The following is a 26,948-nucleotide window of genomic DNA, read 5'->3' on the forward strand; positions in this document are numbered from 1 at the left end:
CATGGTAATTATTCTGTGTTGTTTGCATTACGTAATAAGTCACACCCAATTAATTGTTCTCATAAATGTTTCATGAACTATATAAGGATATAGGTGATTATGAAAAGAAAAGCTTTGGCTTTATTTATCGGCCTGACGATTTCTACTGGTGCATTAGCAGCGAATAAATCAACGAGTAGCGATTTGGAACAACGTCTGAATCAATTAGAGCAACGTCTAATCGCTGCAGAACAGCGTGCTGCCACTGCGGAAGCCGAAATCCAACAGATTAAAACCACCCCTAAACCCGCTCAGACTACGGCACCGGTTCAAGTGGTGAGCGAACAATCTGTTAATGATAAAGCTGATAACCAATCACCGAAATTATCTTTAACCGGATATGGCGATTTAAAAATTTATGGCGACGTTGAATTTAATATGGATGCCGCCAGTCGCAGTAATGGCCTGACATCTGTACGCCGTAGTGCCAATACTAATTGGGCTGATGGCAATAACGAACGTTGGGATATTAATGGTCGTTTATTATTGGGCTTTGATGGTTATCGCCGCATGGAAAATGGCCAATTTGCCGGTTTCTCAGCACAGCCGTTAGCGGATTTAACCGGTGATATGAATCTTGATGATGCGGTATTTTTCTTTGGGCAAGAGAACGACTGGAAAATAAAAGTCGGGCGCTTCGAAGCCTACGATATGTTCCCGCTGAATCAGGATACTTTTGTTGAGTATTCCGGTAATACCGCCAACGACTTGTACGGCGATGGCTTTGGCTACATCTATATGATGAAAGAAGGGCGCGGGCGTAGTGATTCCGGTGGTAGCTTCCTGATGAGTAAAACCATCGACAACTGGTATTTCGAATTCAATACCCTGCTGGAAGATGGCACTTCGCTGTATCAAGACAAGTCTTATCATGGCAATGAACTGACCAAAGACAAAAATGTTGCTTATCTGCGTCCGGTGATTTCCTGGTCGCAAGATGAATTCTCAGTTGCTGCTGCGATGGAAGCGCAGGTGGTGGATAACGCATACGGTTACAAAGATGCCAATGGCCAAATGGTGGATCAATCGAGCCGCACCGGTTATGGCTTAACCATGACGTGGAACGGACTGAAAAGCGACCCGGATAACGGCATCGTTGCCAACTTCAATACTGCCTACCTTGACGCCGCCGATGAAACTGACTTCACTGCGGGTGTCAACGCACTGTGGCAGCGTTTCGAGCTAGGTTATATCTATGCCCACAACGACATTGATAAGTTTGATGTCAACTCGGCGATGGATACCTGTGAAGACGACTGCTGGATAACCAATGCGGGGACTTACGATATTCACACCATCCATACTTCGTATCAATTCCCGAACGTGATGGGCATGAAGAACTTTAATATTTATCTCGGGACTTATGTGTCGTGGGTTAGCGCTGATAATGACGGCAGCGATAGCGACGACAATACCCGCTATGGCGGGCGTGTGAGATTTAAATATTATTTCTAATGTGAGTTAGCTTGCCCTCATCCTAACCCTCTCCCCCAGGAGCTGTCTCTTAGTCACATCTTTGAAGGACGGTTCCTGCTGATTGGGAGAAGGTTTCGTTCACCGGGCGATTTAAGCCGGACCCGAAAGTCAAAGTCAAAAGCCAGAGCGGTTTTGACCTTGTCCCCGGCTTCAATCGCGCCGTTTTTTACCCTTCAGTCGGGGTCACGTGGCCGGGAGCCACGTGAGAGAGCGATCGTCGGGAACGAATCGCGAACGACCTCGAATGTTGGGTGAAAAACGGTGTTTACCGCTTTAGCGGCGATTGATTTGCCGGGCGCCTGGATTATCAAGGGGTTGGCGTTAACCCCTTGATACGTTCAACGTTTTCGGGAATTAAAGAGATAGCTGAACGCACGGGTGAACGGAAAATCAGCGAGGCTTGCAGATCTGACCCTGACAAGATTGCCAGAGCAAGTTGTGAGCCCTCAGGGAGAGGGCCGGGGTGAGGGTGGCATCACCAGGCCAGGAGCCTGCCACATCGACGTCGTCAAACCACTATCAACCAGCGTTAACTGGTCGGCATAAACCTTCATCCATTTGCGTTTCATCTCGTCATACAACCCGCGATGCGCCTGATTAGGTGTAAATTCACGCTGCCATTGCACCAGGCGCTCGCCTGCATCAGCCATATTATTAAACAACCCGACACCGACGCCTGCGGCTATCGCACAACCCAATGCTGTCGCTTCTTTGACAACCGGAACACGCACCGGTAGGCCCGTCACATCACTTAAAATCTGGCTCCACAACGCGCCTTTTGAGCCGCCACCGGCAAACACCAGCGACTCAAACTGAATGCCAGAAAACCCGGAAATTTGCTCAAGATTGCAGGCCGACACGATCGCTGCATTCTCTTCCAGTGCTCTGAATAATGTCGCTTTGTTGCATTTTTCTGGGTCGATGGAGAGATTAATAAACGACGGCGCTGCGTGATACCACTGCTTGAAGTGCATCGCGTCGGAGAAAATCGGCATCACACCGTGAGACCCCGCCGGAACACGCGCTGCCATCTCCTCGAGCAAAGCGTAAGTATCCACGCCAAGCCTTTCGGCCAGCAGTTTTTCTTCCGCGCAGAAGGCATCCCGGAACCAGCGCATCGTCAGGCCGGTAAAAAAGCTGATGGATTCGGCCTGTACCATATTGGCGATAACATGTGGATTGATACGAATGTTCATATCCGGATCGGTTTTGATCGCTGGCAGATTCACTACCTGTTGCCAGAAGGTGCCACCCAGCACTGCCGCTTGCCCGGCGCGCACCACGGCAAGCCCGAGGCAACCCAGTTGCACATCGCCGCCGCCCATCACCACGGGGGTTCCAGCCAGCAAACCACTCTGCTGTGCGGCTTGCTGGGTCACGGCTCCCAGCACGCTGCCGGTTTCTTTTACCGGAGAGAGAATATCCGCGCGCAGCCCCGCCATATCCAGCAATGCGGGCTGCCAGTCGCGGGTGGCTAAATCCAGCATACCGGTAGTTCCTGCGTTGGAAGGGTCAACCGCCAGCTCACCGCTGAGTTTGGCCGCCAGCCAGTCGCTGATCATCGTCACGGTCGCCGCCTGGCGATAAATATCCGGGCGATGATGTGCAAGCCACAGCAGACGCGGCATGGCGCTTAACGCCAGCGTCTGGCCGGAAACGTGGTAAACCTCGGATTCAAACTGATAGTCGTGGATCTCCTTTAGCTCGGAGACTTCACGGCTGGCACGGGCATCAACGTTGGCACAGGCCCAGATAGGTGTGCCATTTTTATCGTAAAGCACGATCCCCTCACGCATCGAACAGCAGGAAATTGCGCTGATAGCACCAGGGGGAAGGTGGGCTTTTTGCAGTGCATCACGGATGCACTGGCAGGCGAGCTGCCAGTTGGTGATGAGGTCAAACTCCATCGAGCCGGGGACATCAGCCACGCTCAGGTGTTTCCATTCGGCCTGGCCGACGGCAATCTGGTGGCCTGAAGTATCGAAGATCACGGCGCGGATGCTGCCCGTTCCGGCGTCCAGTGCAAGTAAATAACTCATCGCCATTCCTCTTATGAGCGCGGCTGGCGACGAATCAGGTTTAATCCGCCAACGCCAGTACCGCCCGCGCAGTCTCTTCTTCCGTCACCAGGCCATTGATATGCTGACCTAGCAGTGCGGCATAAATCGCGTCCGCTTTGTCTGTCCCGCCCGCAACACCCACAATCGTCGGGAGATGCGCCAGGTCATCAAGCGTCACGCCAAGTAGTTCGCGGTGAATTTCCAGTCCTTCCACCCGTTCGCCATCCGCTTGCAGGAAATAGCCAAGAATATCGCCCACCGCACCTTTGCGGGCGTACATCAGTTGTTCGCCTTCGCTGATATAACCGGAGCGCAAAATGGTGGCATCGCGCTTTTGATTAATCGCCCCAATCCCGACCACCGCGACATCGGCGGCGGTAGCCGCAAGAATCACATCGCGCACGCTGGATTCCATGCGCAAAATCTCGGCCACTTGTGGCGATGACACCCGCAGCGGTGCCGGGATCATGCTGACACTGCAAGCCGCATCTAACTGGCCGATGCCGGTCATATACGGCCCGACACCGCCGGAAAGCGTCACCAGGCGAATCTGCTGTGAGCTGATAAAGCCGCTCAAATGTTGCAGGCAGTTCATGGTCGCTTCGCCAAATCCCACCGCCAGTAATTGCCCTGGCTCCAGAATGCCCATCAGCGATTGTGCCGCGCCAATCCCCAAGCGGGTGTTCATCGGCGGCGTGTTATGCGCCGGAAGCACGCGGGCGATTTTGAGACCGAAACGCTGCTGCAACTGAGTTTCCAGCGCCAGGCACCCTTCAAAACGCGAGTTAATCTGCACGCGAATCACGCCAGATTGACGGCCTTTTTCCAAGAGTCGTGAAATCTTTAACCGCGGTAAGCCGAGGCGCTCGCCAATGTCGTTCTGCGTCAGCCCGTCGTGGTAGTAAGACCAGGCTACACGCGCCAACAACTCCTCTTCTGCCATCGGCAAGGCGGCTAGTTTGCCTTCTTCTGCTGTTCGTTTATCGCTCATATTTGAACTCTTCTTAAAATTTAGATCATATGTTCGAAGATGCGGGGCAAGAAAATGTGAAGCACACGGCAAAAAGATCATTTTCTGATACCAGGGGTTTAGCCGATCTATTTAAAAATTTTGTGATCCCAGTCCGGTTGTAAAGATAACCCTGCGTCTACGCTTTTGAACATTATTAATTCAATTTATCTTTTGTTCAATTGTGGAGTGCCGATGCCCAACACCACCGCAATGCTGGAAGCTCATCACATCAGCAAACAATTTTCAGGCGTCAGCGTTCTGAAAGCGATTGATTTTGCTCTGTATGCCGGGCAGGTCCACGCATTGCTGGGCGGGAATGGTGCCGGTAAGTCGACGCTGATGAAGATTTTCGCCGGGGTCGAAACCGCGGATAGCGGTGAACTGAAGGTGCACGGTAAAGCATTTGGGCGGCTTAAACCGGGTCAAGCGCATGAGCTGGGTATTTACCTGGTGCCGCAGGAACCGATGTTGTTCCCCAATTTGACGGTACGTGAAAACATTCTTTTTCGTCTGCCGCGGCAAAGTGACATTGAAAAACGGCTGCAAGAGAAAATGCGCCAGCTTGAGTGCCAGATCCCGCTCGGTGCCACTGCCAGCACGTTAGAAGTGGCCGATCAACAGATGGTTGAGATCCTGCGCGGTTTAATGCGCGAGGCGAAGATCTTGATCCTTGATGAACCGACCGCCTCTCTCACACCAGGTGAAACCGAACGCTTGTTCCGCCAGATCCGCGCGCTACAAAACCTCGGCGTCGGCATTGTTTTTATCTCGCACAAATTGCCGGAGATCCGCCAGATCGCCAGCCATATCTCGGTGATGCGCGACGGCGCGGTGGTGCTACAGGGCGAAACCGCACAACTGCTGGATGAGCAGTTAATCAATGCCATGACGCCACTCGACCGCAAGCATACGCTGAGCGATACGCAAAAACTGTGGCTGGCGCTGCCGGGAAACCGCCGCACGCAGCCGCAGGATTTTCCGGTATTGCGCGTTGAAGAACTCACCGGAGAAGGTTTTATCGATCTCAGTTTTGAGCTGTACGCCGGTGAGATCGTCGGCCTTGCCGGGCTGGTCGGATCCGGGCGCACCGAGTTAGCTGAAACGTTGTATGGCCTGCGCCCGGTGCGTGGAGGCCGGATCTATCTGGAGAACCGGGAAATTAGCGGCGACCGGACGAAATCACGCCTCGATCGTGGGCTGATTTATCTGCCGGAAGATCGGCAAGTTTCCGGTCTTTTTCTGGATGCGCCGATTCGCTGGAACACCGTCGCGCTCAATGAGGCGAGTGTCTGGCAGCAAAGCAAGCGGGAAGCAGCGGTAGTGGAACGCTACCACCGGGCGCTGGGCATCAAACTCAATAATGCCGAGCAAACTGTGCGCACGTTGTCCGGCGGTAATCAGCAGAAAGTCCTGCTGGCGCGCTGCCTGGAAGCCAACCCGTTATTGCTGATCATCGACGAGCCGACGCGCGGCGTGGATGTAGCAGCGCGGGCGGATATTTATCAACTGATCAAAAGTGTCGCGGCGCAAAACGTCGCGGTGCTGATGATCTCATCCGATCTTGACGAGTTCAGTGGGCTTGCGGATCGCGTACTGGTGATGCATCAGGGCGCGATGAACGGCGAATTACGCAAACCTTCGATCACGGTCGAAAGCATGATGAGCATGGCGTTTGGCGGAGGTAAAGCATGAAGAAATTGCTCCGTAACCGCGAATTGAGCGCACTGCTGGCGATCGTCGCCCTGTTTGCCGTGCTGGTGGCGCTGAATCACAGCTATTTCAGCTTGCAAACGTTAAGCATGATCTTCACCAGTGCGCAGATCCTGATCCTGTTGGCGGTGGGCGCGACGATGGTGATGCTAACGCGCAACATCGACGTTTCGGTGGGATCAACCGTCGGCTTGTGCGCCATCGCGGTAGGGGTTGCGCTTAACAGCGGTTACGGCCTGCCAGCGGCGATGCTATTTGCATTGCTGATTGGCGCAATTGCAGGGTTTTTTAACGGGGTGCTGGTGGTGTGGCTGCGCATTCCGGCGATTGTCGCCACGCTGGGCACGCTCGGGCTTTATCGTGGCGGCATGCTGCTGTGGACCGGCGGAAAATGGATTGAAGGGCTGCCTGCCAGCCTAAAAGCGCTCTCCGAGCCGGTTGCTATTGGGGTTTCACCGCTTGGGTTTTTGGTACTGATTGTGGTGGCTATTGCCGCCTGGATGTTAGCGCGTACCGCCTTTGGTCGCGATTTCTACGCGGTGGGTGATAACCTCGCCGCTGCGCGCCAGTTGGGCGTTGCGGTCAATCGCACCCGTCTGCTGGCGTTCACGTTTAACGGCATGCTGGCGGCCATCGCCGGGATTATCTTCGCTTCACAGATTGGCTTTGTACCGAACCAAACCGGTAGCGGGCTGGAGATGAAAGCTATCGCCGCCTGTGTGCTGGGCGGCATTTCATTGCTCGGCGGCACCGGAACCGTGATTGGCGCATTCCTCGGCGCGTTCTTCCTGACTCAAATCGACACCGTCTTAGTGCTGTTCAAACTGCCGGCCTGGTGGAATGACTTTATCGCCGGACTGGTTTTGCTCGGCGTTTTAGTGCTCGACGGGCGCTTGCGACAGGCGCTGGCTCGCCACCAACGGGCGCAGAAATACAGCCGTTTTGTACCGCCATTGCCTGGAGCCAAAAACGTGCGGCAATTTCCCCGTAAGAAAAAGGATGTGGCGTAAATGAACAAGCTGAAACTTAACTGGGAAGTGGCGTTGTTACTGATTCTGGTGGCGGAGATTTTACTGTTTGGGGCCATCAACCCGCGCATGCTCGACGTTAACATGCTGCTGTTTAGCACCAGCGATTTTATCTGCATCGGGATTGTCGCACTGCCGTTGACGCTGGTGATTATCAGCGGTGGCATTGATATTTCGCTCGGTTCCACCATTGGCTTATGCGCGATTGCGCTGGGCGTGATGCTGCAGGCGGGAATGCCGATTTCTCTGGCGGTGATCCTTACGCTCGCCGTCGGCCTGCTATGCGGGTTGTTCAACGCGGTACTGATTCACTACACCGGAATCAGCCCGTTGGTGATTACGCTGGGCACACTGTATCTGTTTGGCGGTGCGGCGCTGCTGCTTTCGGGGATGGTGGGGGCGACAGGTTACGAAGGCATTGGCGGTTTCCCGGATACCTTCACCAACTTCGCCAATCTGACGCTGTTTGGCTTGCCGATCCCGCTGGTGATGTTCGCTGTCATCACGTTGCTGTTCTGGCTGCTGACCCACCGCGCACGCTTTGGCCGCCATATTTTTCTTATCGGACAAAACCCGCGTGCGGCGCGCTATGCCGCGCTGCCAGTCAACGGTTCGCTGTACGGCGTTTACGGCATGGTTGGGCTGGCGTCGGCGATTGCCGCCATTGTGCTGGTTTCTTACTTCGGTTCGGCGCGTTCCGATTTAGGCCGCGATTTACTGATGCCTGCGCTCACGGCGGCGGTGCTGGGTGGAGCGAATATTTATGGCGGTTCCGGTTCCATTCTTGGCACCGCGCTCGCCGCGCTGTTAGTGGGATATTTACAACAAGGTTTACAGATGGCTGGCGTGCCTAATCAGGTATCGAGTGCGTTGTCCGGTGCGTTGTTGATTGTGGTAGTCATTGGTCGGTCGGTGAGTTTGCACCGCGATTATCTACAGACGACATGGCGTCGTTTGCGCGGTCACAAAAAACTAACGGGGGTTTGAAGATGAAGCAGACAACAAAACGCGTGCTACAGCTCAGTGCATGGGCTTTGGCCTTTGGTGTGGTGAGCGCGCAAGCCGCCGACAGGATTGCCTTTATCCCAAAATTAGTGGGTGTCGGCTTCTTTACCAGCGGCGGCAATGGCGCGATGCAGGCGGGTAAAGACCTCGGTGTACCGGTGACCTACGATGGCCCCACTGAACCGAGTGTCTCCGGCCAGGTGCAGCTGATTAACAACTTCGTTAACCAGGGTTACAACGCGATTATTGTCTCGGCAGTTTCGCCAGACGGCCTGTGTCCGGCGCTGAAACGTGCGATGCAGCGTGGAGTGAAAGTGCTGACCTGGGATTCTGATACCAAACCCGAGTGCCGCAGTATTTATATCAACCAGGGCACCCCGCAACAGCTCGGCGGCATGCTGGTGGATATGGCCGCGAAACAGGTGACTAAACCGGCCGCCAAAGTTGCCTTCTTCTACTCCAGCCCCACCGTGACGGATCAAAACCAATGGGTGAAAGAGGCGAAGGCGAAAATTGCTAAAGATCATCCACAGTGGGAGATCGTCACCACCCAGTTTGGCTATAACGACGCGACTAAATCGCTGCAAACCGCTGAAGGGATCTTAAAAGCGTATCCGGATCTGGATGCGATCATCGCCCCTGATGCCAACGCGTTACCTGCCGCAGCCCAGGCAGCTGAAAACCTGAAACGCACTAATGTCGCGATTGTTGGCTTCAGTACGCCAAACGTCATGCGCCCGTATGTTGAGCGCGGCACGGTGAAAGCCTTTGGCCTGTGGGACGTGGTACAGCAGGGCGAAATTGCGGTCAACGTCGCCAATACGCTGCTGAAAAAAGGCGATCTGAACGTCGGCGATACTGTTGATGTGGCGAAAATTGGCAGCCTGAAAGTCGAGCCAAATAGCGTGCAGGGCTACCAGTATGAAGCGAAAGGTAACGGCATTGTGCTGCTACCTGAACGTGTGGTGTTCACCAAAGACAACATCGGCAAATACGACTTCTGAGGGAGGAAAAATGGCAGATCTTGACGATATCAAAGAGGGAAAAGATTACGGCATTGGCCGCCCGCAGGAGAATAAAGCGTTTTACCTGAAGGGCAGCGGGGCGCTGGATTGGGGCATGCAGTCGCGGCTGGCGCGGATTTTTAACCCGGACAGCGGGCGCACCGTGATGCTGGCCTTCGACCACGGCTATTTCCAGGGGCCGACCACCGGCCTTGAGCGCATTGATTTGTCTATTGCGCCGCTGTTTCCGGAAACCGATGTGCTGATGTGTACCCGCGGTATTCTGCGCAGCGTGGTGCCGCCAGCCACCAACAAACCGGTGGTTTTGCGGGCTTCCGGTGGTAATTCGATTTTGAGCGAGCTGTCGCGGGAAACGGTGGCGGTGACCATGGAGGATGCCTTGCGTCTCAATGCCTGCGCGGTGGCCGCACAGATCTACATTGGCAGCGAGTATGAACACCAGTCGATTAATAACATCATCAAACTGGTAGATGAAGGCACGCGCTACGGTATTCCTACGCTTGCGGTAACAGGCGTGGGCAAAGAGATGGCACGCGACGCACGTTATTTCTCGCTCGCCAGCCGAATTGCCGCAGAAATCGGTGCGCAGTTTGTGAAAACTTACTTTGTGGAAGAGGGGTTCGAGAAAGTCACCGCCAGTTGCCCGGTGCCAATTGTCATCGCCGGAGGCAAGAAACTACCGGAGCAAGAAGCGCTGGATATGTGCTTCAAAGCCATCGACCAGGGCGCATCCGGTGTGGACATGGGGCGCAATATCTTCCAGTCAGACGCACCGCTGGCGATGCTAAAAGCGGTGAAAAAGGTGGTGCATGAGAATCTTTCTGCCCGCGAAGCGTACCAATTCTGGCTGGATGAAAAACATCATGGAGGCAAAGGATGAACGTGACGTTGGTGGAAATTAATATCAAACCGGAACGGGTTGATGAGTTTATGGATGTGTTCCGCGCCAATCACGAAGGCTCAATCAAGGAACCGGGCAATTTGCGTTTTGATGTGTTGCAAGACCCGGATGTCGCGACGCGGTTTTTTATTTATGAAGCGTATCAAAACGATGAAGCGGTGTTGGCGCATAAGCAAACACCGCATTATCTGGCCTGTGTCGATAAGCTAGACGCGATGATGTCGGAACCGCGTAAGAAAAGGAGTTTTGTTGGGTTGTTGCCTGAAAACTAATTATCATGAAATTCTATAACGCCGCAGATTTTTTCTGCGGCGATGTTTTGCGTGCTGTAATAAATACTTAAATAGAGTTGTCGTTTATTAATCTCTCTAGCATGGTATCTGCGGTATAGTTTTTCATTAATTTAACATTTATCGGTGGCAAAGTTAGATTCATAAAGCCGGATAAACTATCTAAAGAATCCACTCCCCATATAAAAATCCTTTCTGGTGAGTAGAAGTCACATTTTTTTATTTCATTATTAGTTGTGATCAGTTTTTTATTGAAGAATAGCGCTTCAAGAGCACGAAGTGTAAGCCCTGTTTGCCCCGTCCTGTTTATTTCAATGAGTATTTCGCAGTGTTTTATTTTTTCGAGATTTTCTTTATATGACAGGAATTCATTTTTGCAACAAGCTGGATATTTTTCTTTATCTTCTTTGGTCACTAAATAGAAATCCGAGGTGTAATTTAATTCTTTGATAGTTAAGTCTATTTCGTTTAATGTTCTGACGCGATAATTATCATACCCACCAACATAAAAACACGTTTTTGAATGGGGGGTATTATTAGATGGTGCAAGAGAAATAAACTGTTGAGAGGTAAAGCTGATAAACTGCGGCAAATAAACCATATCATGATTTAGGCAGTCAAGTTGGTCAAAGCTATAAACTTTGTCAAAGACGGTTTTAACCCTGCCTAAATAATCTTCATGCTGAGTCAGCAAACCTTTTTCTCGCATGTGATAATTTAGTTTTTCAATGGTATCACGGACTATAATTATCTTTTTACATGGTAATGTGGCTACCATGTCAATTATTGCCAATGCACTGTAGCCAGTGCAAATTACCAGATCATTTTTAGTGATGTTTTTAAATTTCAAACGTGCATGAGCTTTTGTATGCAGTTTTTTCAGGAAACTAAAATGAATGTGTTTTTGAATGGTTTTATATCTATGTAATACACGTGATATTTTGGCAGTATTATAATGAGAAGATAAATTATCAATCATTAACTTTCCGTGCTCTGCATTCCACTCAACAAAAAAAATACGCATGTGAGATTCTTCTCTCATTCTAAATGAGGGGTATTGTACTATAAAATATCGCTCATATCTGCGGATGTTTATGGTGAGTTATCGTGGTCACGATATCAGATATAAATGGCATCTAATACCGTAACCACTTGTCATGTTAACCAAAGACCATTTTATTAATGTCTTCTTGTGGGTTAACGTTTTTCAGGCTTTGTAGTGCTTTCCGCGCACAACTCAACACATGTTCGCACTGCTCAATCGTGATAGTCAGTGGAGGCTCAACACGAATGGTTTTCGCATTGTTGAGCGTCCCGGCGACCAGCACCTGCTGGCGGAACATAGCACTAGCAAAGTTATAGCCAATTTCGTTGTCGCTGAACTCGATGGCAATCAACAAACCTTGCCCACGCGCATCAACAACCAGCTCAGGAAACTCGCGTTTCAGAGCCAGGAAGCCATCCACCAACAATTGCCCTTTCTGTTGTGCCTGAGCGGGAAGGTTTTGCTCAAGCAGAACATGGATTGTGGCAAGCGCTGCAGCACAGGCTAACGGGTTGCCACCAAAAGTTGTGGTGTGCAGGAAAGGATTATCAAACAGCACAGAGAAAACTTCTTCCGTGGCAACAGTCGCGCCAATCGGCATTACGCCACCACCGAGTGCTTTGGCGAGGCATAAAATATCAGGCTGTACGTTTTCGTGTTCACAGGCGAACATTTTGCCGGTACGGCCCATGCCAGTTTGCACTTCATCAAGAATCAACAGTACGCCGAACTCATCGCACAGCTTACGAACCGCAGGTAAATACCCCGCTGGTGGAATAATGACGCCACCTTCACCCTGAATAGGCTCAAGGATCACGGCTGCGACATCATCACCGGTTTTACGGCATTCGTTGAATAGGGTGCGTAATGCATCGATATTGCCAAACGGTACATGCCTGAAGCCCGGAAGCAGCGGCATAAATGGTTTACGGAATGCAGCTTTTGCTGTTGCTGACAATGCCCCGAGAGATTTGCCATGGAACGCGCCACTGGCTGCGACAAAGGTAAATTTCCCGCGTGGAGATTGATAGGCTTTAGCGAGTTTAATCGCCGCTTCAACCGATTCTGTACCGCTGTTGCTAAAGAAACTGTACTTAAGTTTACCCGGTGTGAGTGTCGCAAGGGTTTTGGCTAACATCGCCCGTAGGGGGTCGAGCAGCTCCTGACTGTGCAGGGGTTGTTTTTCGAGCTGATGCTGTACGGCGGATACCACTGTTGGATTACGGTGCCCCACGTTAAAAATTCCGAACCCACCCAGACAATCTAAATATTCCTTACCCTGGGTGTCGACAAGCGTATTTAAGCTGCTTGCTTGCCACTCTACGGCTCCGTAATCCCCGCCGGCGGTCACTGATTTGCGATACTCAAGAAAACCCGGATTCACATGCTGTTGGAAGTTATCAATAACTTCGCGATTTAACGCCTTCATCTCCTCATGACTCAGCGACTTCTTTTCAATGATGTTGAGGGCGTGCGCTGTACAGGCAAGAGCCGAAGCGCTGGTAGGTAACCTGTTCAAAATGTGCTCCTGGGGATGACGTATCACGCGATACACGAAATAAGTATTGCAGGGAATACGCCACTTCGCTTTCCCTAAACAAAATCAGGATAAACGATCTGAGTGAATGCAAACTGCGTAATAAATAAGCACACGGGATGAGTTTTTTTGGTTGAAAATTCCATAATGGCGGGACTTTGGTCTGCGTTATCTGGTTGTAGTGCACCATTGCCGTGCATCGTGCTACTTAAAGGTGCATCGCTAAGAAAAGTTAGCAGTTTTAAATTCATAAAATGAAAAGAAGTAATTTCATTTTAATTTATTTTTGCGATGAATTGCGAATAAGTAAATTATAGAATGATGCCTGCCAGTTTAATGACTCTTGAATTAATGATTCACCCAGTGAATATTTCACCGCTGAACGTTATCATTTTGTGGGGGTTATTAAATAAATGCAGTGTATAAGTGGTTTGAATATGTATATAAATGACCTTGATTATTCAATAACTGAATTAAATTTGGCGATAAATGATCATTATGATTGGGCCGGAAAATTCCTTCGTTTGAGTCTGCTGGGGGGGAAGTTGACGGCGATATTCTTGACCCCAACTCGGCTCAGCACTGCCGCTTCAGTCGTTGGCTATCATTGCGTATGAATGGTGAAGCTTTAGATAAAGAGATGGTCATCACCATCGATAAAAATCACACCCACATGCACAATGTTGCCCGCGAATTGATGCAGTCCATTGTTCATCAACATGTGACTGATTCATTACTGATGAAGTATCAAAAAGCCCAGCAGGAATTTATTCATAACTTGGATCAATATAAGGAACATCTCTTTTCCTGGCGGAATTTGCATGATGCATTAACCGGGTTACCGCTGCGCCATTTATTATATCGGGAGTTCCCATTAGTTCGTGCGCAGTGCCAACGTATGAATCATCATTTGTATCTATTAATTATCGATATTGATCATTTTAAGTCGATAAACGATACATGGGGCCATAATGCTGGTGATGATGTATTGCGCAATGTCGCGTTGGCGCTAAAAGAGGCGACGCGCAAAGCCGAGCGAATTTATCGTTTTGGTGGTGAAGAGTTCATTATTTTACTTGATGCGAAAAACGACCGGGATGCACAGACCGCAGCGCAGCGTATACAGCAATACTTACAACAGCATAGTTTCCTTGTGGGTGACGATAAGATCACTGTCACGGCAACCGGTGGGTTGGCAAAAGTCCTGGAAACTGACACCTTACATCAGACCATTGGCCGCGCGGATAAAGCGATGTATTACGGTAAAAACACCGGGCGCAACCGTTGCATTATGGCGATGACAGATAGCGAAATGCTGACTATCAGTTAAAAAAAACGCCGGCATTCACCCGGCGTTTTATCACAAACAGAAGTTATTCATTAATACGCGGATGCTGCTGAACCAGCAGTGTGCGTTTTTCCTGAAGCGCTTCGATTTCACGGTCCAAATCTTCGATTTTGTGCTCGATATTGTCGTGATGTTCCTGAACAATTTCACGCGCTTCCGCAATATCAGACGCCGCAGGCGTTGCCCCTTTAAGCGGCTTATTCGCGGTCTCTTTCATAGTCAGGCCGGTCACCAGGCCAATCACCGCAACCACCATCAGATAATAGGCAGGCATCATCAGGTTGTTGGTTGTTTCGACTAACCATGCGGCAACCGTTGGCGTAATACCCGCAACCAGCACTGAAATATTAAAGGCACTTGCCAGCGCACTGTAGCGAATATGGGTTGGGAACATCGCAGGCAGTGTCGATGCCATGACGCCAGTGAAGGAGTTGAGGATCACCGCCAGAATGAGCAGCCCGGCGAATATCAGACCCAGCACATTACTGTTAATCAAGACAAATGCAGGAATCGCCAGTATCAGCAATGCCACGCTACCAAAGACGATAAACGGACGGCGTCCATAACGGTCACTCAGCAGGCCAATCATCGGCTGCACAAACAGCATACCGATCATAATGGCGATGATGATCAGCACGCCATGTTCTTCAGAATAATGCAGGTTATGGGACAGGTAACTCGGCATATACGTCAGCAACATGTAATAGGTCACGTTGGTAGAAATAACGATACCGATACAGGTCAACAGACTGCGCCAGTGCTTAGTGGCAATCTCTTTGAAGGAGATTTTTGGCCCTTCCGCCAGGCCTTCTTTATCGCCTTGTTCCAGCTTTTCAATGTGCTGCTGGAACGCCGGTGTCTCTTCAAGCGCATGGCGCAGATACAGGCCGATAATCCCTAATGGCAGTGCCAGGAAGAACGGTAAACGCCAGCCCCATTCGAGGAAGTTAGCTTCGCCGACAATCGCGGTAATCAGAACCACGACACCCGCACCACAGACAAAACCGGCAATCGAACCGAAGTCCAGCCAACTGCCCATAAAGCCACGTTTACGGTCGGGCGAGTATTCCGCCACAAAGATGGATGCCCCGGTGTATTCGCCGCCCACTGAGAACCCTTGCGCCATTTTCGCAAGTAACAACAGGATTGGCGCCCAGATACCAATGGTCGCGTACGACGGGATCAGGCCAATACAGAAGGTACTCAATGACATAATGATGATAGTGATGGACAGGATCTTCTGGCGCCCGTACTTATCACCCAGCATGCCGAAGAACAGGCCGCCTAGCGGGCGAATCAGGAACGGAACAGAGAAAGTACCCAGTGCTGCAATCATCTGCACGCTTGGGCTGGCATCCGGGAAGAAAACTTTACCGAGGGCATAGGCCACAAAGCCATAAACGCCGAAATCAAACCATTCCATCGCGTTGCCCAAAGAAGCGGCAGTAATCGCTTTTTTCAGGCGGCTGTCGTCGATGATGGTGACGTCACTGACCTTGATAGGTCTGACTTTCTTTTTCCTTTTTAACATTATTTTCCTCTTTTTCCTTGCGGGAGCAAAAGCGTCTCCCAGTCTAAGTGTAGTGGGCCGATCGCAAATTGAAGGTTAAAACTCCTGCACTCAGCGTCACTATGCAAAAGCCACTAATAACTTTATGAAATTATTGGAAAATGTGGCTCTCTTCTAAAAACATTATAAAAAATATGGCTTAGTTAAAAAAGTGTGATCGCCATCAAGTTTAACCGCTAAAGGAAATCTTTGCAGCGCCGAAATAACAACACGATGAAAAAAATTAACAATTAGCTAACCTATTCAAGGGAGTTGCTATGACTGCGCGCACGGCTATTACACAGCACGAATACCTGCTTGATGACGATACGACTTTGATGTCCACGACCGATTTAAAAAGCGTGATCACCCATGCGAATGATGCGTTCGTGAAAGTGAGCGGTTACCAACTTAACGAACTTACCGGACAGCCACATAACCTGGTGCGCCACCCTGATATGCCAAAAGCCGCTTTTGCTGATATGTGGTTCACCCTAAAACAGGGCGAGCCGTGGACCGGAATTGTTAAAAATAGGCGTAAGAATGGTGATCACTACTGGGTTCGCGCCAATGTAGTGCCGGTGGTGCGCAACGGTAAAACCACCGGATATATGTCGATTCGCACCAAAGTACGGCCGGAAGAAATTGCTGCCGTCGAACCGCTGTACAAGGCGCTGAAAGAAGGGCGCTGTAAACGCCGTCTGTTTAAAGGACTGGTGTTGCGCAAAAGTATGTTGGGGAAATTGCCCGCTTTACCACTAAGAGCCCGCATTCGCCTGATTATCAGCAGCGTATTTTTATCGATGATGGCCGCACTCATTGTGACGGAACAAGGTGCGTTGCCGCTGGTAGTCAGTGCTGTGGCAAGTGTGTTGGCCTGCGCGTTGCTGGAGTGGCAAATTGCACGCCCGTTAGAAAATGTCGCCCGCCAGGCGCTGGAAGTGGCGACGGGCAACCAGCAATGTGTGCAGCATCTGGCACGAACCGATGAAATCGGCATGACGTTACGCGCCATAGGCCAGCTCGGGTTGATGTGCCGCTGGCTGATTCATGATGTCAGTCATCAGGTCGAAAACGTGCGCAGCGGCAGTGAAACTCTGGCGCAGGGCAATGTCGAACTCAACGCACGCACGCGCCAGTCGGTGGTTAACGTGCAGCAAACGGTCACTACCATGAGCCAGATGGCGGTTTCAGTACAGAACAACTCTGAAACTGCCGCCGCTGCCGATAAGCTTTCCAGCTCTGCGAGCGATGCCGCAGCACATGGCGGTAAGGCAATGGAAACCGTGGTAACGACGATGGATGATATTGCCGACAGTACGCAGCGTATCGGCTCCATTACTAGTCTTATCAACGATATTGCTTTCCAAACTAATATTCTGGCGCTCAACGCTGCCGTGGAAGCCGCCCGTGCTGGCGAGCAGGGCAAAGGGTTTGCGGTAGTGGCGGGTGAAGTGCGTAACCTGGCACAGCGTAGTGCGACGGCGGCAAACGACATCCGCAAGCTTATCGATGCCAGCGCCAGCAAAGTGCAATCAGGCACTATTCAGGTGCACGAAGCGGGGCGCACCATGAATGACATCGTGGCGCAGGTGCGTAATGTGACGCAGCTTTTAGGGCAAATTAGCCACGCGACATCGGAGCAAGCGCAAGGGCTGTCTGATTTAACCCGCGCGGTGGCGGAACTGGATGCCATCACACAGAAAAATGCGGCACTGGTCGAAGAAAGTGCCGAAGTCTCGGCGATGGTAAAACACCGCGCCGCACGGCTGGAAGATGCGGTAACGGTTCTGCATTGATTCAACAGTGGCTGGAGAAGCGTTAGCGCCATCCAGCCTTTCAAACGAATGCTTAAAGGCACTTTTTTCATGCCACACTCAGCAATTATTAGCTAGGCTGGGACAGATTGACCGTTTATTCACGACCCTAACCTATGGAGAGCGTTATGACTCAGTCGTCCCAGATTAACCGCCGCTTTGTGCTTAAGCAGCGTCCACAAGGTATGCCAACCGATCAAGATATTCGCCTCGAAGAAGCACCCGTCCCACAACCTGCCGCAGGTCAGTTGTTGTTACGTACCCTCTATCTGTCACTCGACCCGTATATGCGCGGGCGCATGGATGATACGGAATCCTATTCTGCCCCATTAGCCATTGGCGATGTGATTGGTGCAGGTACCGTTTGCCGGGTTGAAAAATCTGCACATGCGGATTACAAAGCGGGTGACCTGGTGTTGGCTTATACCGGCTGGCAGGATTACGCGCTCTCTAATGGCGAAGGTTTGCAAAAACTCGACGCCAATATGTCGCACCCGTCGTATGCGCTCGGTTTACTCGGCATGCCCGGTTTTACCGGCTATATGGGCTTGACCGATATTGGCCAGCCAAAAGAAGGTGAAACGGTAGTTGTAGCCGCCGCCAGCGGCGCGGTAGGTTCGGTTGTTGGCCAGGTGGCGAAATTACTGGGTGCAAGAGTGGTGGGTATTGCGGGTGGCGCGGAGAAGTGCCGTCACGTCACCGATACTTTAAAATTCGATGTCTGTATTGACCACAAAGCACCAGACTTTGCCGAACAGCTTAAAAAAGCCTGCAACAAAGGGATTGATGTTTATTTTGAGAATGTCGGTGGTGCAGTGTTTGACGCCGTTTTGCCTCTGCTCAATACCAAAGCGCGTATTCCGGTGTGCGGTGTTATCAGCCAGTACAACGGCATGAACAGCGCATTCGAGCAGGACAGATTACCGTTGTTGATGAGTAGCATTCTGAAAAAACGCATGCGCGTACAAGGGTTTATTATTTCCCAGGATTACGCCGATCGTTATCCAGAATTCTATCAGCAGATGAGCCAATGGCTGGCTGAAGGGAAAATTCAGTACCGCGAAGATGTGGTTGATGGCCTGGAGAAGAGCGTAGAAGCGTTTCGCGGTCTGTTGAGCGGTAAGAACTTCGGCAAGTTGATTGTGAAAGTCGCGAGTTGATTTTTATTGAAACGGCGCTAATGCGCCGTTTTATTAACCTTTATATGGCCCATCAATCACCGAATTTCTGGCTAACAAATCCGACGTAAACACATTATCTTTCGATAAGTATCCGCCATCCAACATGGATATTAAGCGGTTGATGACCTCACTGATCATATCGCTCACCGGATCTTTAATACTGGTTAACGCCGGAGAAAGATAAGGTGCAGTCGGAATATTATCGAAGCCAATAATCGATATATCCTGTGGAACAGAAATTTCCATATCGTTTAATTTTTTCATGGCTCCGACCGCCATTTCATCATTACTGGCAAGAATCGCGCTGATCTTATGCTTGCGCGCAAGCAATGCTTCTACCGCAGAAACACCGCTGGCTGGCGTCCATTTTCCGTGGGCAATCAACTCTTCGTTTACAGCAATATCATATTGATTCAACGCTTCTTTATAGCCCGCTAAGCGCTCGATAGCGGTAGGGGAATCCATTGCGCCGGTAATAAAAGCAATATCACGATGCCCGCGTTCAATAAGATATTTTGTCGCCATCAAACTGGAGCCTTTATGGTCACAACAAATACAGTGGCTCTGGTGTTTTCTGAGTTTTCGGTTCACTACCATAATCGGCTGTTTATGCTGATCAATAATGTCGTCCATTTCATCAATGGTCAAAAAGCGTGGATAAATAATTACCGCATCACAGCGTAAATCGAGCAAGAACTGAATCGCTTCGCGTTCTTCCTGCGCACTGTGTTTACCATCCACCAGAATAAGCTGACGGCCATTGTCTTCTAATTTCTTCGCTGCCTGCGAAAGTATTTCACTGAAATAACTGCCGTTATAAAGCGTGTTGGTGACCACTAAACCAATACATTCTGACTTATTCGTCGCCAGATTTCGCGCCAGCAAATTGGGCCGGTATCCCGCTTCTTCAATGGCTTTATAGACCTGCTCTTTTGTGGCTTCGCTGACGTATCCCTTGCCGGATAAAACGCGTGAAACAGTGGCTTTTGAGACGCCGGCTTTTTGTGCCACTTCTAGCATTGTCGACATGGGAGCTTCCTGGCTTTTTTGAATGCCTCATTTTACACATTCCGCGGCGACAAAATACTGCCGAAAAGGTGTGGTGAGTGCCCTTTTAGAACAACTTGTGGCGATCGTCATCACAAAATTAACAATATGTAAAATTAGGATTTGATCTGTTCTATTTTCATGGTCAATCTAATGTGGAACCGGTTACCTATCTCTCAGACCCCTACAAGTCGATGCGGAGTTGCCGGAGAGTTTTTAGTAACTACATGAATTTAAAATTATTAAAGTCTCATGACGAGAGAGTGGTAACTCATGGCTAAGAATTATGCGGCAGTATCTCAGTCGATAGTCGACGCAATAGGTGGCGCGGGCAACGTCGGCGCGGTGACTCACTGTATGACCCGTTTGCGTTTTGTCCTCAACGACGATAGCCGGGTCGATACCGCAAAGTTAAAAGCTATTAGTGGCGTGATGGGCGTCGTGCGTAGCGAAAATCAGTGCCAGGTGATCATCGGCAACACCGTTTCACAAGCTTACGCTGAAGTGCTGAAACTGCTGCCGGAAGGGATGCAGCCCGCGCAGCCCGCTCCGGGTAAAAGCAAAATTACGCTCAAACGTATTGGTGCCGGGATTTTGGATGCGCTGATTGGCACTATGTCACCGTTGATTCCGGCGATTATCGGCGGCTCAATGGTAAAACTGCTGGCGATGATTCTGGATATGACCGGCGTCTTCGGCAAAGGCTCCTCAACGCTTATCATCCTCAATGTGATTGGCGACGGCGCATTCTTCTTCCTGCCAATCATGGTTGCGGCATCGGCGGCGGTAAAATTCAAAACCAATATGTCGCTGGCAATTGCTATTGCCGGTGTGCTGGTTCACCCAAATTTTGTTGACCTGATGGCGAAAGCGGCACAAGGCCAACACGTTGAATTTATGGGGATGTCGGTCACTGCGGTGAAATATACCTACACCGTCATTCCTGCGCTGTGCATGACCTGGATTCTTTCGTATATCGAAAAATGGGTTGACCGCATCACCCCAGCGGTGACGAAAAACTTCCTCAAACCGATGCTGATTGTGCTGATTTCCGCACCGATTGCCATCATGTTGATTGGCCCGCTGGGTATCTGGATTGGTACCGGAATTTCCGCACTGGTTTACACCGTTCATAGCTACCTGGGCTGGTTGTCCGTGGCGATTATGGGCGCACTGTGGCCGCTGCTGGTGATGACCGGTATGCACCGAGTATTCACACCGTCTATCATTCAGACCATTGCCGAAACGGGTAAAGAAGGCATGGTTATGCCATCAGAAATTGGTGCTAACTTGTCGCTCGGTGGTTCATCTCTGGCAGTCGCATGGAAAACGAAAAACCCTGAACTGCGCCAGACTGCGCTGGCTGCGGCGGCATCGGCCATTGTGGCGGGGATTTCGGAACCGGCACTTTACGGTGTGGCGGTACGTTTAAAACGCCCGCTGATTGCGGCATTAATCAGTGGTTTTGTCTGCGGCGCGGTCGCAGGAATCGGTGGGTTGGCCAGCCATTCCATGGCATCTCCGGGCCTGTTCACCAGTGTGCAGTTCTTTGATCCAGCTAATCCGATGAGCATCGCTTGGGTGTTTGGCGTGATGATTCTGGCCGTGGTGCTCTCTTTCGTCCTGACGTTAATCCTGGGCTTTGAAGACATTCCCGTTGAGCAAAGTCACGAGAAAGAGCCAATCCAGCCAAACGCCGTTGTTGCACCGCAACATGCTGTAAACGCTAACTAACTTAGAAGAGGGACTTTATGTCAGCATCCATTTTTCCTGATGACTTTTTATGGGGCGGTGCTATTGCTGCGAACCAGGCTGAAGGTGCCTACCTCGCAGGCGGAAAAGGGCTTTCAACCGTCGATACCATTCCGCACGGTGAGCATCGTCTGGCGGTGAAACTCGGTTTAGAAAAACGTTTTTCACTGCGTGATGACGAATTTTACCCGAGCCATGAGGCGATCGATTTTTACCATCGCTACAAAGATGATATTGCGCTGATGGCTGAGATGGGTTTTACCGTTTTCCGTACCTCGATTGCCTGGAGCCGTATCTTCCCTCGGGGCGATGAGAAAGAGCCTAATGCGGAAGGGATCGCGTTTTACCGTGATCTGTTTGCCGAGTGCAAAAAACACAATATCGAACCACTGGTCACGCTGTGCCACTTTGATGTGCCGATGTATTTGGTGCAGGAATATGGTTCGTGGCGCAGCCGCAAAATGGTGGAGTTTTTCACCCATTACGCGCGTACCTGTTTTGAAGCCTTTGACGGCCTGGTGAAATACTGGCTGACCTTCAACGAAATCAATATTTTACTTCACGCTCCATTCTCCGGTGCGGGTCTGGTATTCGAAGAAGGCGATAACAAAGAACAAGTGAAATACCAGGCGGCGCACCATGAACTGATCGCCAGTGCGTTAGTGACCAAAATTGCTCACGAAGTTAACCCTGATAACCAGGTCGGCTGTATGTTGGCGGGTGGGAATTTCTATCCGTATTCTTGCAAACCGGAAGACGTGTGGGCGGCGCTGGAAAAGGATCGTGAGAACCTGTTCTTTATTGATGTGCAGGCACGTGGTGCTTATCCGTCGTACTCCAAACGTCTGTTCCGCGAGAAAGGCTTTGAGCTTGAAGTGCTGCCTGGCGACGACGAAATCCTCAAGAATACCGTCGATTTTGTCTCATTTAGCTACTACGCCTCACGTTGTGCTTCCGGTGAGATGAACGAGCTCAACAGTAACGCGGCAAACATCGTTAAGTCACTGAAGAACCCGTACATTCAGGCGAGCGAATGGGGCTGGGGCATTGACCCGCTTGGCCTGCGCATCACCATGAACATGATGTACGACCGCTACCAGAAGCCACTTTTCCTGGTAGAAAATGGCCTGGGTGCAAAAGATGAAGTTAATGCGCAGGGCGAAATCAACGATGACTACCGCATCGACTACCTGCGTGAGCACATCAAAGCGATGGGCGATGCTATTGAAGATGGTATCCCGGTTATCGGCTACACCTCGTGGGGCTGCATTGATTTAGTCTCCGCATCGACCGGTGAAATGAGCAAGCGTTATGGTTTCATCTACGTTGATCGTGACGACCAGGGCAACGGCACATTGGCACGTACACGTAAAAAGTCGTTCTGGTGGTATAAGAAAGTGATCGCCAGCAATGGCGCTGATTTAAGCTAACAAGCCCCGTTTTACGGCCCGGTTTCAACCGCCGGGCCGCCTTCACACATTCTAAACCCGCACCACCATCTCCAGAGCATCGCTGTCTTGTAACCAGTCGCGGGTGTTAATTCTTAGCATTTCCATAAAGGTGTGTCCGGCACTGGAAAGACGGCCGATATTCGGGCAAAGAATGCTGATATTGCTGGCTGGAAGCACTTCGCGCAGTACCAGCGGGCGCAAGTTTGAACTGTAGCCAGGGAAGCGCAAACGCACTGACGTCCACATGCTGACCATATTGGTTTGTTCCATCATGCGCGCCATGATCCACGGCGATGAGCAGTGGATAATATTTTGCGGCAGCGGCAGGTTATAACGCCGGAAAACCTGGCCTAAAATCGAGTGTTCACCAGGTTCATCCCAGTCCAGCCACGGGTAATCCATCAGGTTTTTCAGCGAGGTTGTATGGGTGACGGGATGCTGGTTTCCGGCAATAATCGTGTTGCTCAGCGCATACAGCGTTTCGTGATACATACCGTTTTGCACCGCATTGCTGGCGCTGGTGATGACGGCAATATCCAGGCGTTGGTTCTCCAGCGCATCGTGAATTTGTTGCGGTCTGCCTTCCATCACGATCAGTTTCACGCCGGGGAAACGTGCCTGAAATTGAATCAACGTGTGGGTAAATGGCCCGTAGGATGCAGCAGAGGTAAACCCCACTCGTAACTGGCGCATCGCTTTGCCGAGCAGATTGTCGATTTCGTCACGCGCCTGGTGCAGCGAGCGGTCGATGTCGCGCGCATGGCGCAGCAGAACTTGCCCATACTCATTTAACGTTACGCCGCGTGATGAGCGTTGCAGAATCGGCATGCCGATTTCCGCTTCCATCTCCTGAATGGTTTTCGAAATGGCCGGTTGTGTGAGGTGTAATGCTTTCGCCGCTTTGCCAATGCTGCCTTGCGCGGCAACCTCTAACAAAATATCTAACTGATTTAGTTTGATTTTCAATTTTCCATCCCGCCTGAGCCACCACCGTGGTGCAAATTTTGCTCTCTAACAATACAAACAAGATAACCAAAGGCATAACTAATTTTTATGATTGTAATGTTCTTTTTTTATGCAGATAGTTAAATCCAGCCCCAGTTTGTTTACATCTGAATAACAAAAGAGGACGTGAGCATGAAACAGCGTGTCAGCTATGCCCAGTTAGATGCCGGGATCTCCGCCTCGCTTCCCGTAGATGTGGCGTTGGTTCCGGAACGTGCCAACTTTAAGTCATTGGTGGCGGTGACGATTGGCAACGGCCTCGAGATTTACGATTTTGCGGTTTACAGTTTTTTCTCGGTGATTATTGGGCATCTGTTTTTCCCCAGCTCCAATGAATACACCTCGTTGTTGTTAGCGGTGGCGACCTTTGGCGTGGGGTTTGTGATGCGCCCGCTCGGCAGCATGGTGCTTGGGAGCTATGCCGATAAACATGGGCGTAAAGCGGCCATGACGTTGATACTGGGGCTGATGTCTTTAGGGGTGATGATGGTGGCTTTTGCGCCCACTTATCAGCAAGCCGGGATTATGGCGCCTGTGGTGCTGGTGGCCGGGCGCATGTTGCAGGGCTTTTCAGCAGGTGGTGAAGTGGGGGCGGCAACCTCGTGGTTGATGGAAGCCGGTGATAAATCTCGCCGCGGTGCGCGAGTGAGCTGGCAGATGACCAGCCAGGGCGGCGCGGCACTTTTTGGTGCGGCAATGGGCGCGGGCCTGAGCCATGTTCTGAGCGAACAGCAGTTGTATGACTGGGGCTGGCGTATCCCGTTTATTGTCGGCCTTGCGATCATGCCGATTGGTTTATACATCCGTCGCCAGCTTGAAGAAACGCACACCGTGACGCCTGCGGTGAGTGCAGAAAACCCAGCATTAACGCTGTGGCGTGAACATCGCCGCGCTCTATTACTGGGCATTTTACTGGTGATGAAAGGCACCACGACTTTTTACATCATCATCTATTACATGCCCGCGTATATGGTTAACACGCTGCATATGCCAGCCAGCACCTCATGGTGGGTGAGTTTGACCGCGGCGGCTCTAACGCTGCTGGTGCCTTTCTTCGGCGGTAAACTGGCGGACAAATTGCCACGGCGTAAACCGATCCTGATTGGCTGCGCAGTGGGATCATTTGCCCTGATTTGGCCGATCTTCGCGACAATTCTGCATGGCGCTCCGCTGGGCGTCACCCTGCTGCTGATTGCTATCGATCAGATACTGGCAAACATCAGCTCGGCTGCATTTTTCTTGTTGATCCTTGAAGCGTTTCCAAAAGCGGTTCGTGCCTCCGGTATGGCGATGGTTTATGCCATTGGCGTTACGCTGTTTGGTGGCTTCGCACAATTGATAGTGACCTGGTTGTTGAAAGTCACCGGCCAACCGATGGCTCCGGCATGGTATTTGATGTTCTGCGCGGTGGTGACTTTTGCCGCGTTGCTGGCCTGGCACGAACGCAAAACTTTCTGTGATGAATAAAAAGGAATAACCCTATGCTGATTAAAGAAATTCTCGATTACGAAGAAGAGATGATTGCCATTCGTCGTGATTTCCATCAACACCCGGAGCTAGGTTTTGAGGAGTTCCGTACCAGCGACCGTATTGCCGAATTGCTGACGGGCTGGGGCTATGAAGTTCACCGTGGGCTAGGTGGCACAGGGGTTGTTGGCACGTTGAAAGTGGGTAGTGGCGGTAAGCGCCTGGGCATTCGCGCTGATATGGACGCCTTGCCGATGCAGGAACAAACCGGGCTGCCGTGGGCGAGTGTGGTTGAGGGGAAAATGCACGCCTGCGGGCACGACGGGCATTGCGCTATTTTGTTGTCAGCCGCGCGTTATCTGGCAGAACATCGCCCGTTTAGCGGCACGCTCCATCTGATTTTCCAGCCGTCAGAAGAGACGATTGGCGGTGCCAAACGGATGATTGATGACGGCTTATTCAAGCTGTTTCCGTGTGATGCGGTGTTCGGTTTGCACAATTTCCCTTTGCTGCCAGCAGGTGAGATCGCCACCAAACCAGGCGCGTTGATGGCTTCCTCAGACAGCATGACCGTGACGCTCGAAGGAAAGGGCGGACATGGATCGATGCCGGAGCACTGTATTGATCCGACCGTTGCCGGGGCGTCGATCGTTATGGCGCTGCAAACGATTGTTTCGCGCAATGTTGATCCGCAGGATTCTGCCGTGGTCACAGTGGGAAGCCTGCAAAGCGGCACCACGCACAACATCATCCCGCACAGCGCGGTACTCAAGCTCAATATGCGTACTTTCAAATCGGATGTGCGTGATGCGGTGAAACAGCGCATTCAGAAATTAGTTCATGCTCAGGCCGAAAGCTTTGGCGTGAAAGCAACGATCGCCGTGGATTTTGGTTATCCGGTGACGGTGAATGATCCTCAGCAGACCGAGTTTGCGTTGCAAGTTGCGCGCGATGTTTTTGGCTCCGATAAAGTCGCCGATCCTGCGCAGGTGAAAAGTGCCATGGGCAGCGAGGACTTTTCATTTATGTTGGAAGAAGTCCCTGGCTGCTATTTATGGTTGGGGACGGCAACGGGCAACAATGATTACTCGGTTCACCATCCGCTCTATCAATTTAACGATGCCTGTATTTCAGGTGGCGCGACTTACTGGGTTAAATTGACCGAGTCATTTTTACGCTAGCTTTTGCTCCTCACCCTGCGTC

Annotated in this window: 21 protein-coding genes; 14 read left to right on the forward strand and 7 right to left on the reverse strand. The window is 51.0% G+C overall.

Annotated features, from left to right (window positions below; translation table 11 throughout):
* The first annotated feature begins 99 nt into the window (after positions 1–99).
* Positions 100–1,494: a carbohydrate porin gene (locus tag D8682_RS18500; protein WP_121814845.1), complete on the forward strand. Its 1,395-nt coding sequence runs from the start codon at positions 100–102 to the stop codon at positions 1,492–1,494.
* 467 nt (positions 1,495–1,961) lie between these two features.
* Here the strand turns inward: D8682_RS18500 and lsrK are convergent, their stop codons facing one another.
* On the reverse strand, positions 1,962–3,554 hold the full coding sequence (gene lsrK, locus D8682_RS18505) for an autoinducer-2 kinase (protein WP_121814846.1): 1,593 nt from the start codon (positions 3,552–3,554) through the stop codon (positions 1,962–1,964).
* 40 nt (positions 3,555–3,594) lie between these two features.
* Positions 3,595–4,566: a transcriptional regulator LsrR gene (lsrR, locus tag D8682_RS18510; protein WP_064543273.1), complete on the reverse strand. Its 972-nt coding sequence runs from the start codon at positions 4,564–4,566 to the stop codon at positions 3,595–3,597.
* Between the two features lie 231 nt (positions 4,567–4,797).
* On the opposite strand from lsrR, the gene lsrA reads away from it, so the two are divergent.
* From lsrA to lsrG, 6 genes are read left to right on the forward strand one after another with little or no spacing between them, the layout of a single operon-like run.
* Positions 4,798–6,279 carry an autoinducer 2 ABC transporter ATP-binding protein LsrA gene (gene lsrA / locus D8682_RS18515; protein ID WP_162303071.1) on the forward strand — a complete coding sequence of 494 codons (1,482 nt, stop codon included), beginning with the start codon at positions 4,798–4,800 and terminating at the stop codon, positions 6,277–6,279.
* Positions 6,276–7,307, forward strand: a complete 1,032-nt coding sequence (lsrC, locus tag D8682_RS18520) for an autoinducer 2 ABC transporter permease LsrC (protein WP_064543277.1) — start codon at positions 6,276–6,278, stop codon at positions 7,305–7,307. The genes lsrA and lsrC overlap by 4 nt, the downstream gene beginning before the upstream one ends.
* The gene (lsrD, locus tag D8682_RS18525) at positions 7,308–8,312 is read left to right on the forward strand and encodes an autoinducer 2 ABC transporter permease LsrD (protein WP_121814848.1); all 1,005 of its coding nucleotides are present in this window, start codon (positions 7,308–7,310) and stop codon (positions 8,310–8,312) included.
* 2 nt (positions 8,313–8,314) lie between these two features.
* Positions 8,315–9,334 carry an autoinducer 2 ABC transporter substrate-binding protein LsrB gene (gene lsrB / locus D8682_RS18530; protein ID WP_121814849.1) on the forward strand — a complete coding sequence of 340 codons (1,020 nt, stop codon included), beginning with the start codon at positions 8,315–8,317 and terminating at the stop codon, positions 9,332–9,334.
* 10 nt (positions 9,335–9,344) lie between these two features.
* Positions 9,345–10,235, forward strand: coding sequence for a 3-hydroxy-5-phosphonooxypentane-2,4-dione thiolase (gene lsrF / locus D8682_RS18535; RefSeq protein WP_064543283.1), 891 nt, complete (start codon positions 9,345–9,347; stop codon positions 10,233–10,235).
* Complete coding sequence (lsrG, locus tag D8682_RS18540) at positions 10,232–10,528, forward strand: (4S)-4-hydroxy-5-phosphonooxypentane-2,3-dione isomerase (protein WP_121814850.1); 297 nt, start codon at positions 10,232–10,234, stop codon at positions 10,526–10,528. Before lsrF ends, lsrG begins: the two co-directional genes overlap by 4 nt.
* Before the next feature lie 67 nt (positions 10,529–10,595).
* Here lsrG and D8682_RS18545 read toward each other — a convergent pair whose 3' ends face one another.
* The gene (locus D8682_RS18545; protein ID WP_121814851.1) at positions 10,596–11,570 is read right to left on the reverse strand and encodes a hypothetical protein; all 975 of its coding nucleotides are present in this window, start codon (positions 11,568–11,570) and stop codon (positions 10,596–10,598) included.
* A gap of 136 nt (positions 11,571–11,706) precedes the next feature.
* Entirely contained in the window at positions 11,707–13,110 is a 1,404-nt protein-coding gene (gene ygjG, locus D8682_RS18550) for a putrescine aminotransferase (RefSeq protein WP_202914346.1), read from the reverse strand.
* Between the two features lie 520 nt (positions 13,111–13,630).
* Between ygjG and D8682_RS18560 the strand changes: the two genes are divergently transcribed.
* On the forward strand, positions 13,631–14,458 hold the full coding sequence (locus D8682_RS18560) for a diguanylate cyclase (RefSeq protein WP_238392779.1): 828 nt from the start codon (positions 13,631–13,633) through the stop codon (positions 14,456–14,458).
* A 43-nt stretch (positions 14,459–14,501) separates the two neighbouring features.
* On the opposite strand, the gene proP is transcribed toward D8682_RS18560, so the two are convergent.
* The gene (gene proP, locus D8682_RS18565) at positions 14,502–16,007 is read right to left on the reverse strand and encodes a glycine betaine/L-proline transporter ProP (RefSeq protein ID WP_064543287.1); all 1,506 of its coding nucleotides are present in this window, start codon (positions 16,005–16,007) and stop codon (positions 14,502–14,504) included.
* A 296-nt stretch (positions 16,008–16,303) separates the two neighbouring features.
* On the opposite strand from proP, the gene D8682_RS18570 reads away from it, so the two are divergent.
* Entirely contained in the window at positions 16,304–17,824 is a 1,521-nt protein-coding gene (locus D8682_RS18570) for a PAS domain-containing methyl-accepting chemotaxis protein (RefSeq protein ID WP_121814853.1), read from the forward strand.
* A gap of 146 nt (positions 17,825–17,970) precedes the next feature.
* Entirely contained in the window at positions 17,971–19,002 is a 1,032-nt protein-coding gene (locus D8682_RS18575; protein WP_064543289.1) for an NADP-dependent oxidoreductase, read from the forward strand.
* Between the two features lie 33 nt (positions 19,003–19,035).
* Here the strand turns inward: D8682_RS18575 and D8682_RS18580 are convergent, their stop codons facing one another.
* Positions 19,036–20,052 (reverse strand): LacI family DNA-binding transcriptional regulator, encoded by a 1,017-nt coding sequence (locus D8682_RS18580; RefSeq protein WP_064543291.1) that lies wholly within the window; start codon positions 20,050–20,052, stop codon positions 19,036–19,038.
* A gap of 291 nt (positions 20,053–20,343) precedes the next feature.
* On the opposite strand from D8682_RS18580, the gene ascF reads away from it, so the two are divergent.
* Together ascF and D8682_RS18590 are read left to right on the forward strand one after the other, a co-directional pair.
* A complete protein-coding gene (gene ascF / locus D8682_RS18585) occupies positions 20,344–21,804 on the forward strand; it encodes a PTS cellobiose/arbutin/salicin transporter subunit IIBC (RefSeq protein WP_064543293.1) in 1,461 nt (486 codons plus the stop codon).
* Positions 21,805–21,821: 17 nt separating this feature from the next.
* Positions 21,822–23,252, forward strand: a complete 1,431-nt coding sequence (locus tag D8682_RS18590; RefSeq protein WP_064543294.1) for a 6-phospho-beta-glucosidase — start codon at positions 21,822–21,824, stop codon at positions 23,250–23,252.
* Between the two features lie 51 nt (positions 23,253–23,303).
* On the opposite strand, the gene D8682_RS18595 is transcribed toward D8682_RS18590, so the two are convergent.
* Positions 23,304–24,239, reverse strand: coding sequence for a LysR family transcriptional regulator (locus tag D8682_RS18595; protein WP_064543296.1), 936 nt, complete (start codon positions 24,237–24,239; stop codon positions 23,304–23,306).
* A 171-nt stretch (positions 24,240–24,410) separates the two neighbouring features.
* On the opposite strand from D8682_RS18595, the gene D8682_RS18600 reads away from it, so the two are divergent.
* Both D8682_RS18600 and D8682_RS18605 read left to right on the forward strand, forming a co-directional pair.
* Positions 24,411–25,745, forward strand: coding sequence for an MFS transporter (locus D8682_RS18600; RefSeq protein WP_121814854.1), 1,335 nt, complete (start codon positions 24,411–24,413; stop codon positions 25,743–25,745).
* A 14-nt stretch (positions 25,746–25,759) separates the two neighbouring features.
* Entirely contained in the window at positions 25,760–26,926 is a 1,167-nt protein-coding gene (locus D8682_RS18605; RefSeq protein WP_121814855.1) for a M20 aminoacylase family protein, read from the forward strand.
* The last annotated feature ends 22 nt before the right edge of the window (positions 26,927–26,948 follow it).

Origin of the sequence: Buttiauxella sp. 3AFRM03, from assembly GCF_003675305.1 — a bacterium.
Classification (GTDB): Bacteria; Pseudomonadota; Gammaproteobacteria; order Enterobacterales; family Enterobacteriaceae; genus Buttiauxella; species Buttiauxella ferragutiae.

What these genes read in the sequence shown, in the direction of transcription:
- D8682_RS18500 (WP_121814845.1), top strand. Translation starts at nt 100, where the DNA reads ATGAAAAGAAAAGCTTTGGCTTTATTTATCGGCCTGACGATTTCTACT.
- lsrK (WP_121814846.1), bottom strand. Translation starts at nt 3,554, where the DNA reads ATGAGTTATTTACTTGCACTGGACGCCGGAACGGGCAGCATCCGCGCC.
- lsrR (WP_064543273.1), bottom strand. Translation starts at nt 4,566, where the DNA reads ATGAGCGATAAACGAACAGCAGAAGAAGGCAAACTAGCCGCCTTGCCG.
- lsrA (WP_162303071.1), top strand. Translation starts at nt 4,798, where the DNA reads ATGCTGGAAGCTCATCACATCAGCAAACAATTTTCAGGCGTCAGCGTT.
- lsrC (WP_064543277.1), top strand. Translation starts at nt 6,276, where the DNA reads ATGAAGAAATTGCTCCGTAACCGCGAATTGAGCGCACTGCTGGCGATC.
- lsrD (WP_121814848.1), top strand. Translation starts at nt 7,308, where the DNA reads ATGAACAAGCTGAAACTTAACTGGGAAGTGGCGTTGTTACTGATTCTG.
- lsrB (WP_121814849.1), top strand. Translation starts at nt 8,315, where the DNA reads ATGAAGCAGACAACAAAACGCGTGCTACAGCTCAGTGCATGGGCTTTG.
- lsrF (WP_064543283.1), top strand. Translation starts at nt 9,345, where the DNA reads ATGGCAGATCTTGACGATATCAAAGAGGGAAAAGATTACGGCATTGGC.
- lsrG (WP_121814850.1), top strand. Translation starts at nt 10,232, where the DNA reads ATGAACGTGACGTTGGTGGAAATTAATATCAAACCGGAACGGGTTGAT.
- D8682_RS18545 (WP_121814851.1), bottom strand. Translation starts at nt 11,570, where the DNA reads ATGCGTATTTTTTTTGTTGAGTGGAATGCAGAGCACGGAAAGTTAATG.
- proP (WP_064543287.1), bottom strand. Translation starts at nt 16,007, where the DNA reads ATGTTAAAAAGGAAAAAGAAAGTCAGACCTATCAAGGTCAGTGACGTC.
- D8682_RS18570 (WP_121814853.1), top strand. Translation starts at nt 16,304, where the DNA reads ATGACTGCGCGCACGGCTATTACACAGCACGAATACCTGCTTGATGAC.
- D8682_RS18575 (WP_064543289.1), top strand. Translation starts at nt 17,971, where the DNA reads ATGACTCAGTCGTCCCAGATTAACCGCCGCTTTGTGCTTAAGCAGCGT.
- D8682_RS18580 (WP_064543291.1), bottom strand. Translation starts at nt 20,052, where the DNA reads ATGTCGACAATGCTAGAAGTGGCACAAAAAGCCGGCGTCTCAAAAGCC.
- ascF (WP_064543293.1), top strand. Translation starts at nt 20,344, where the DNA reads ATGGCTAAGAATTATGCGGCAGTATCTCAGTCGATAGTCGACGCAATA.
- D8682_RS18590 (WP_064543294.1), top strand. Translation starts at nt 21,822, where the DNA reads ATGTCAGCATCCATTTTTCCTGATGACTTTTTATGGGGCGGTGCTATT.
- D8682_RS18600 (WP_121814854.1), top strand. Translation starts at nt 24,411, where the DNA reads ATGAAACAGCGTGTCAGCTATGCCCAGTTAGATGCCGGGATCTCCGCC.
- D8682_RS18605 (WP_121814855.1), top strand. Translation starts at nt 25,760, where the DNA reads ATGCTGATTAAAGAAATTCTCGATTACGAAGAAGAGATGATTGCCATT.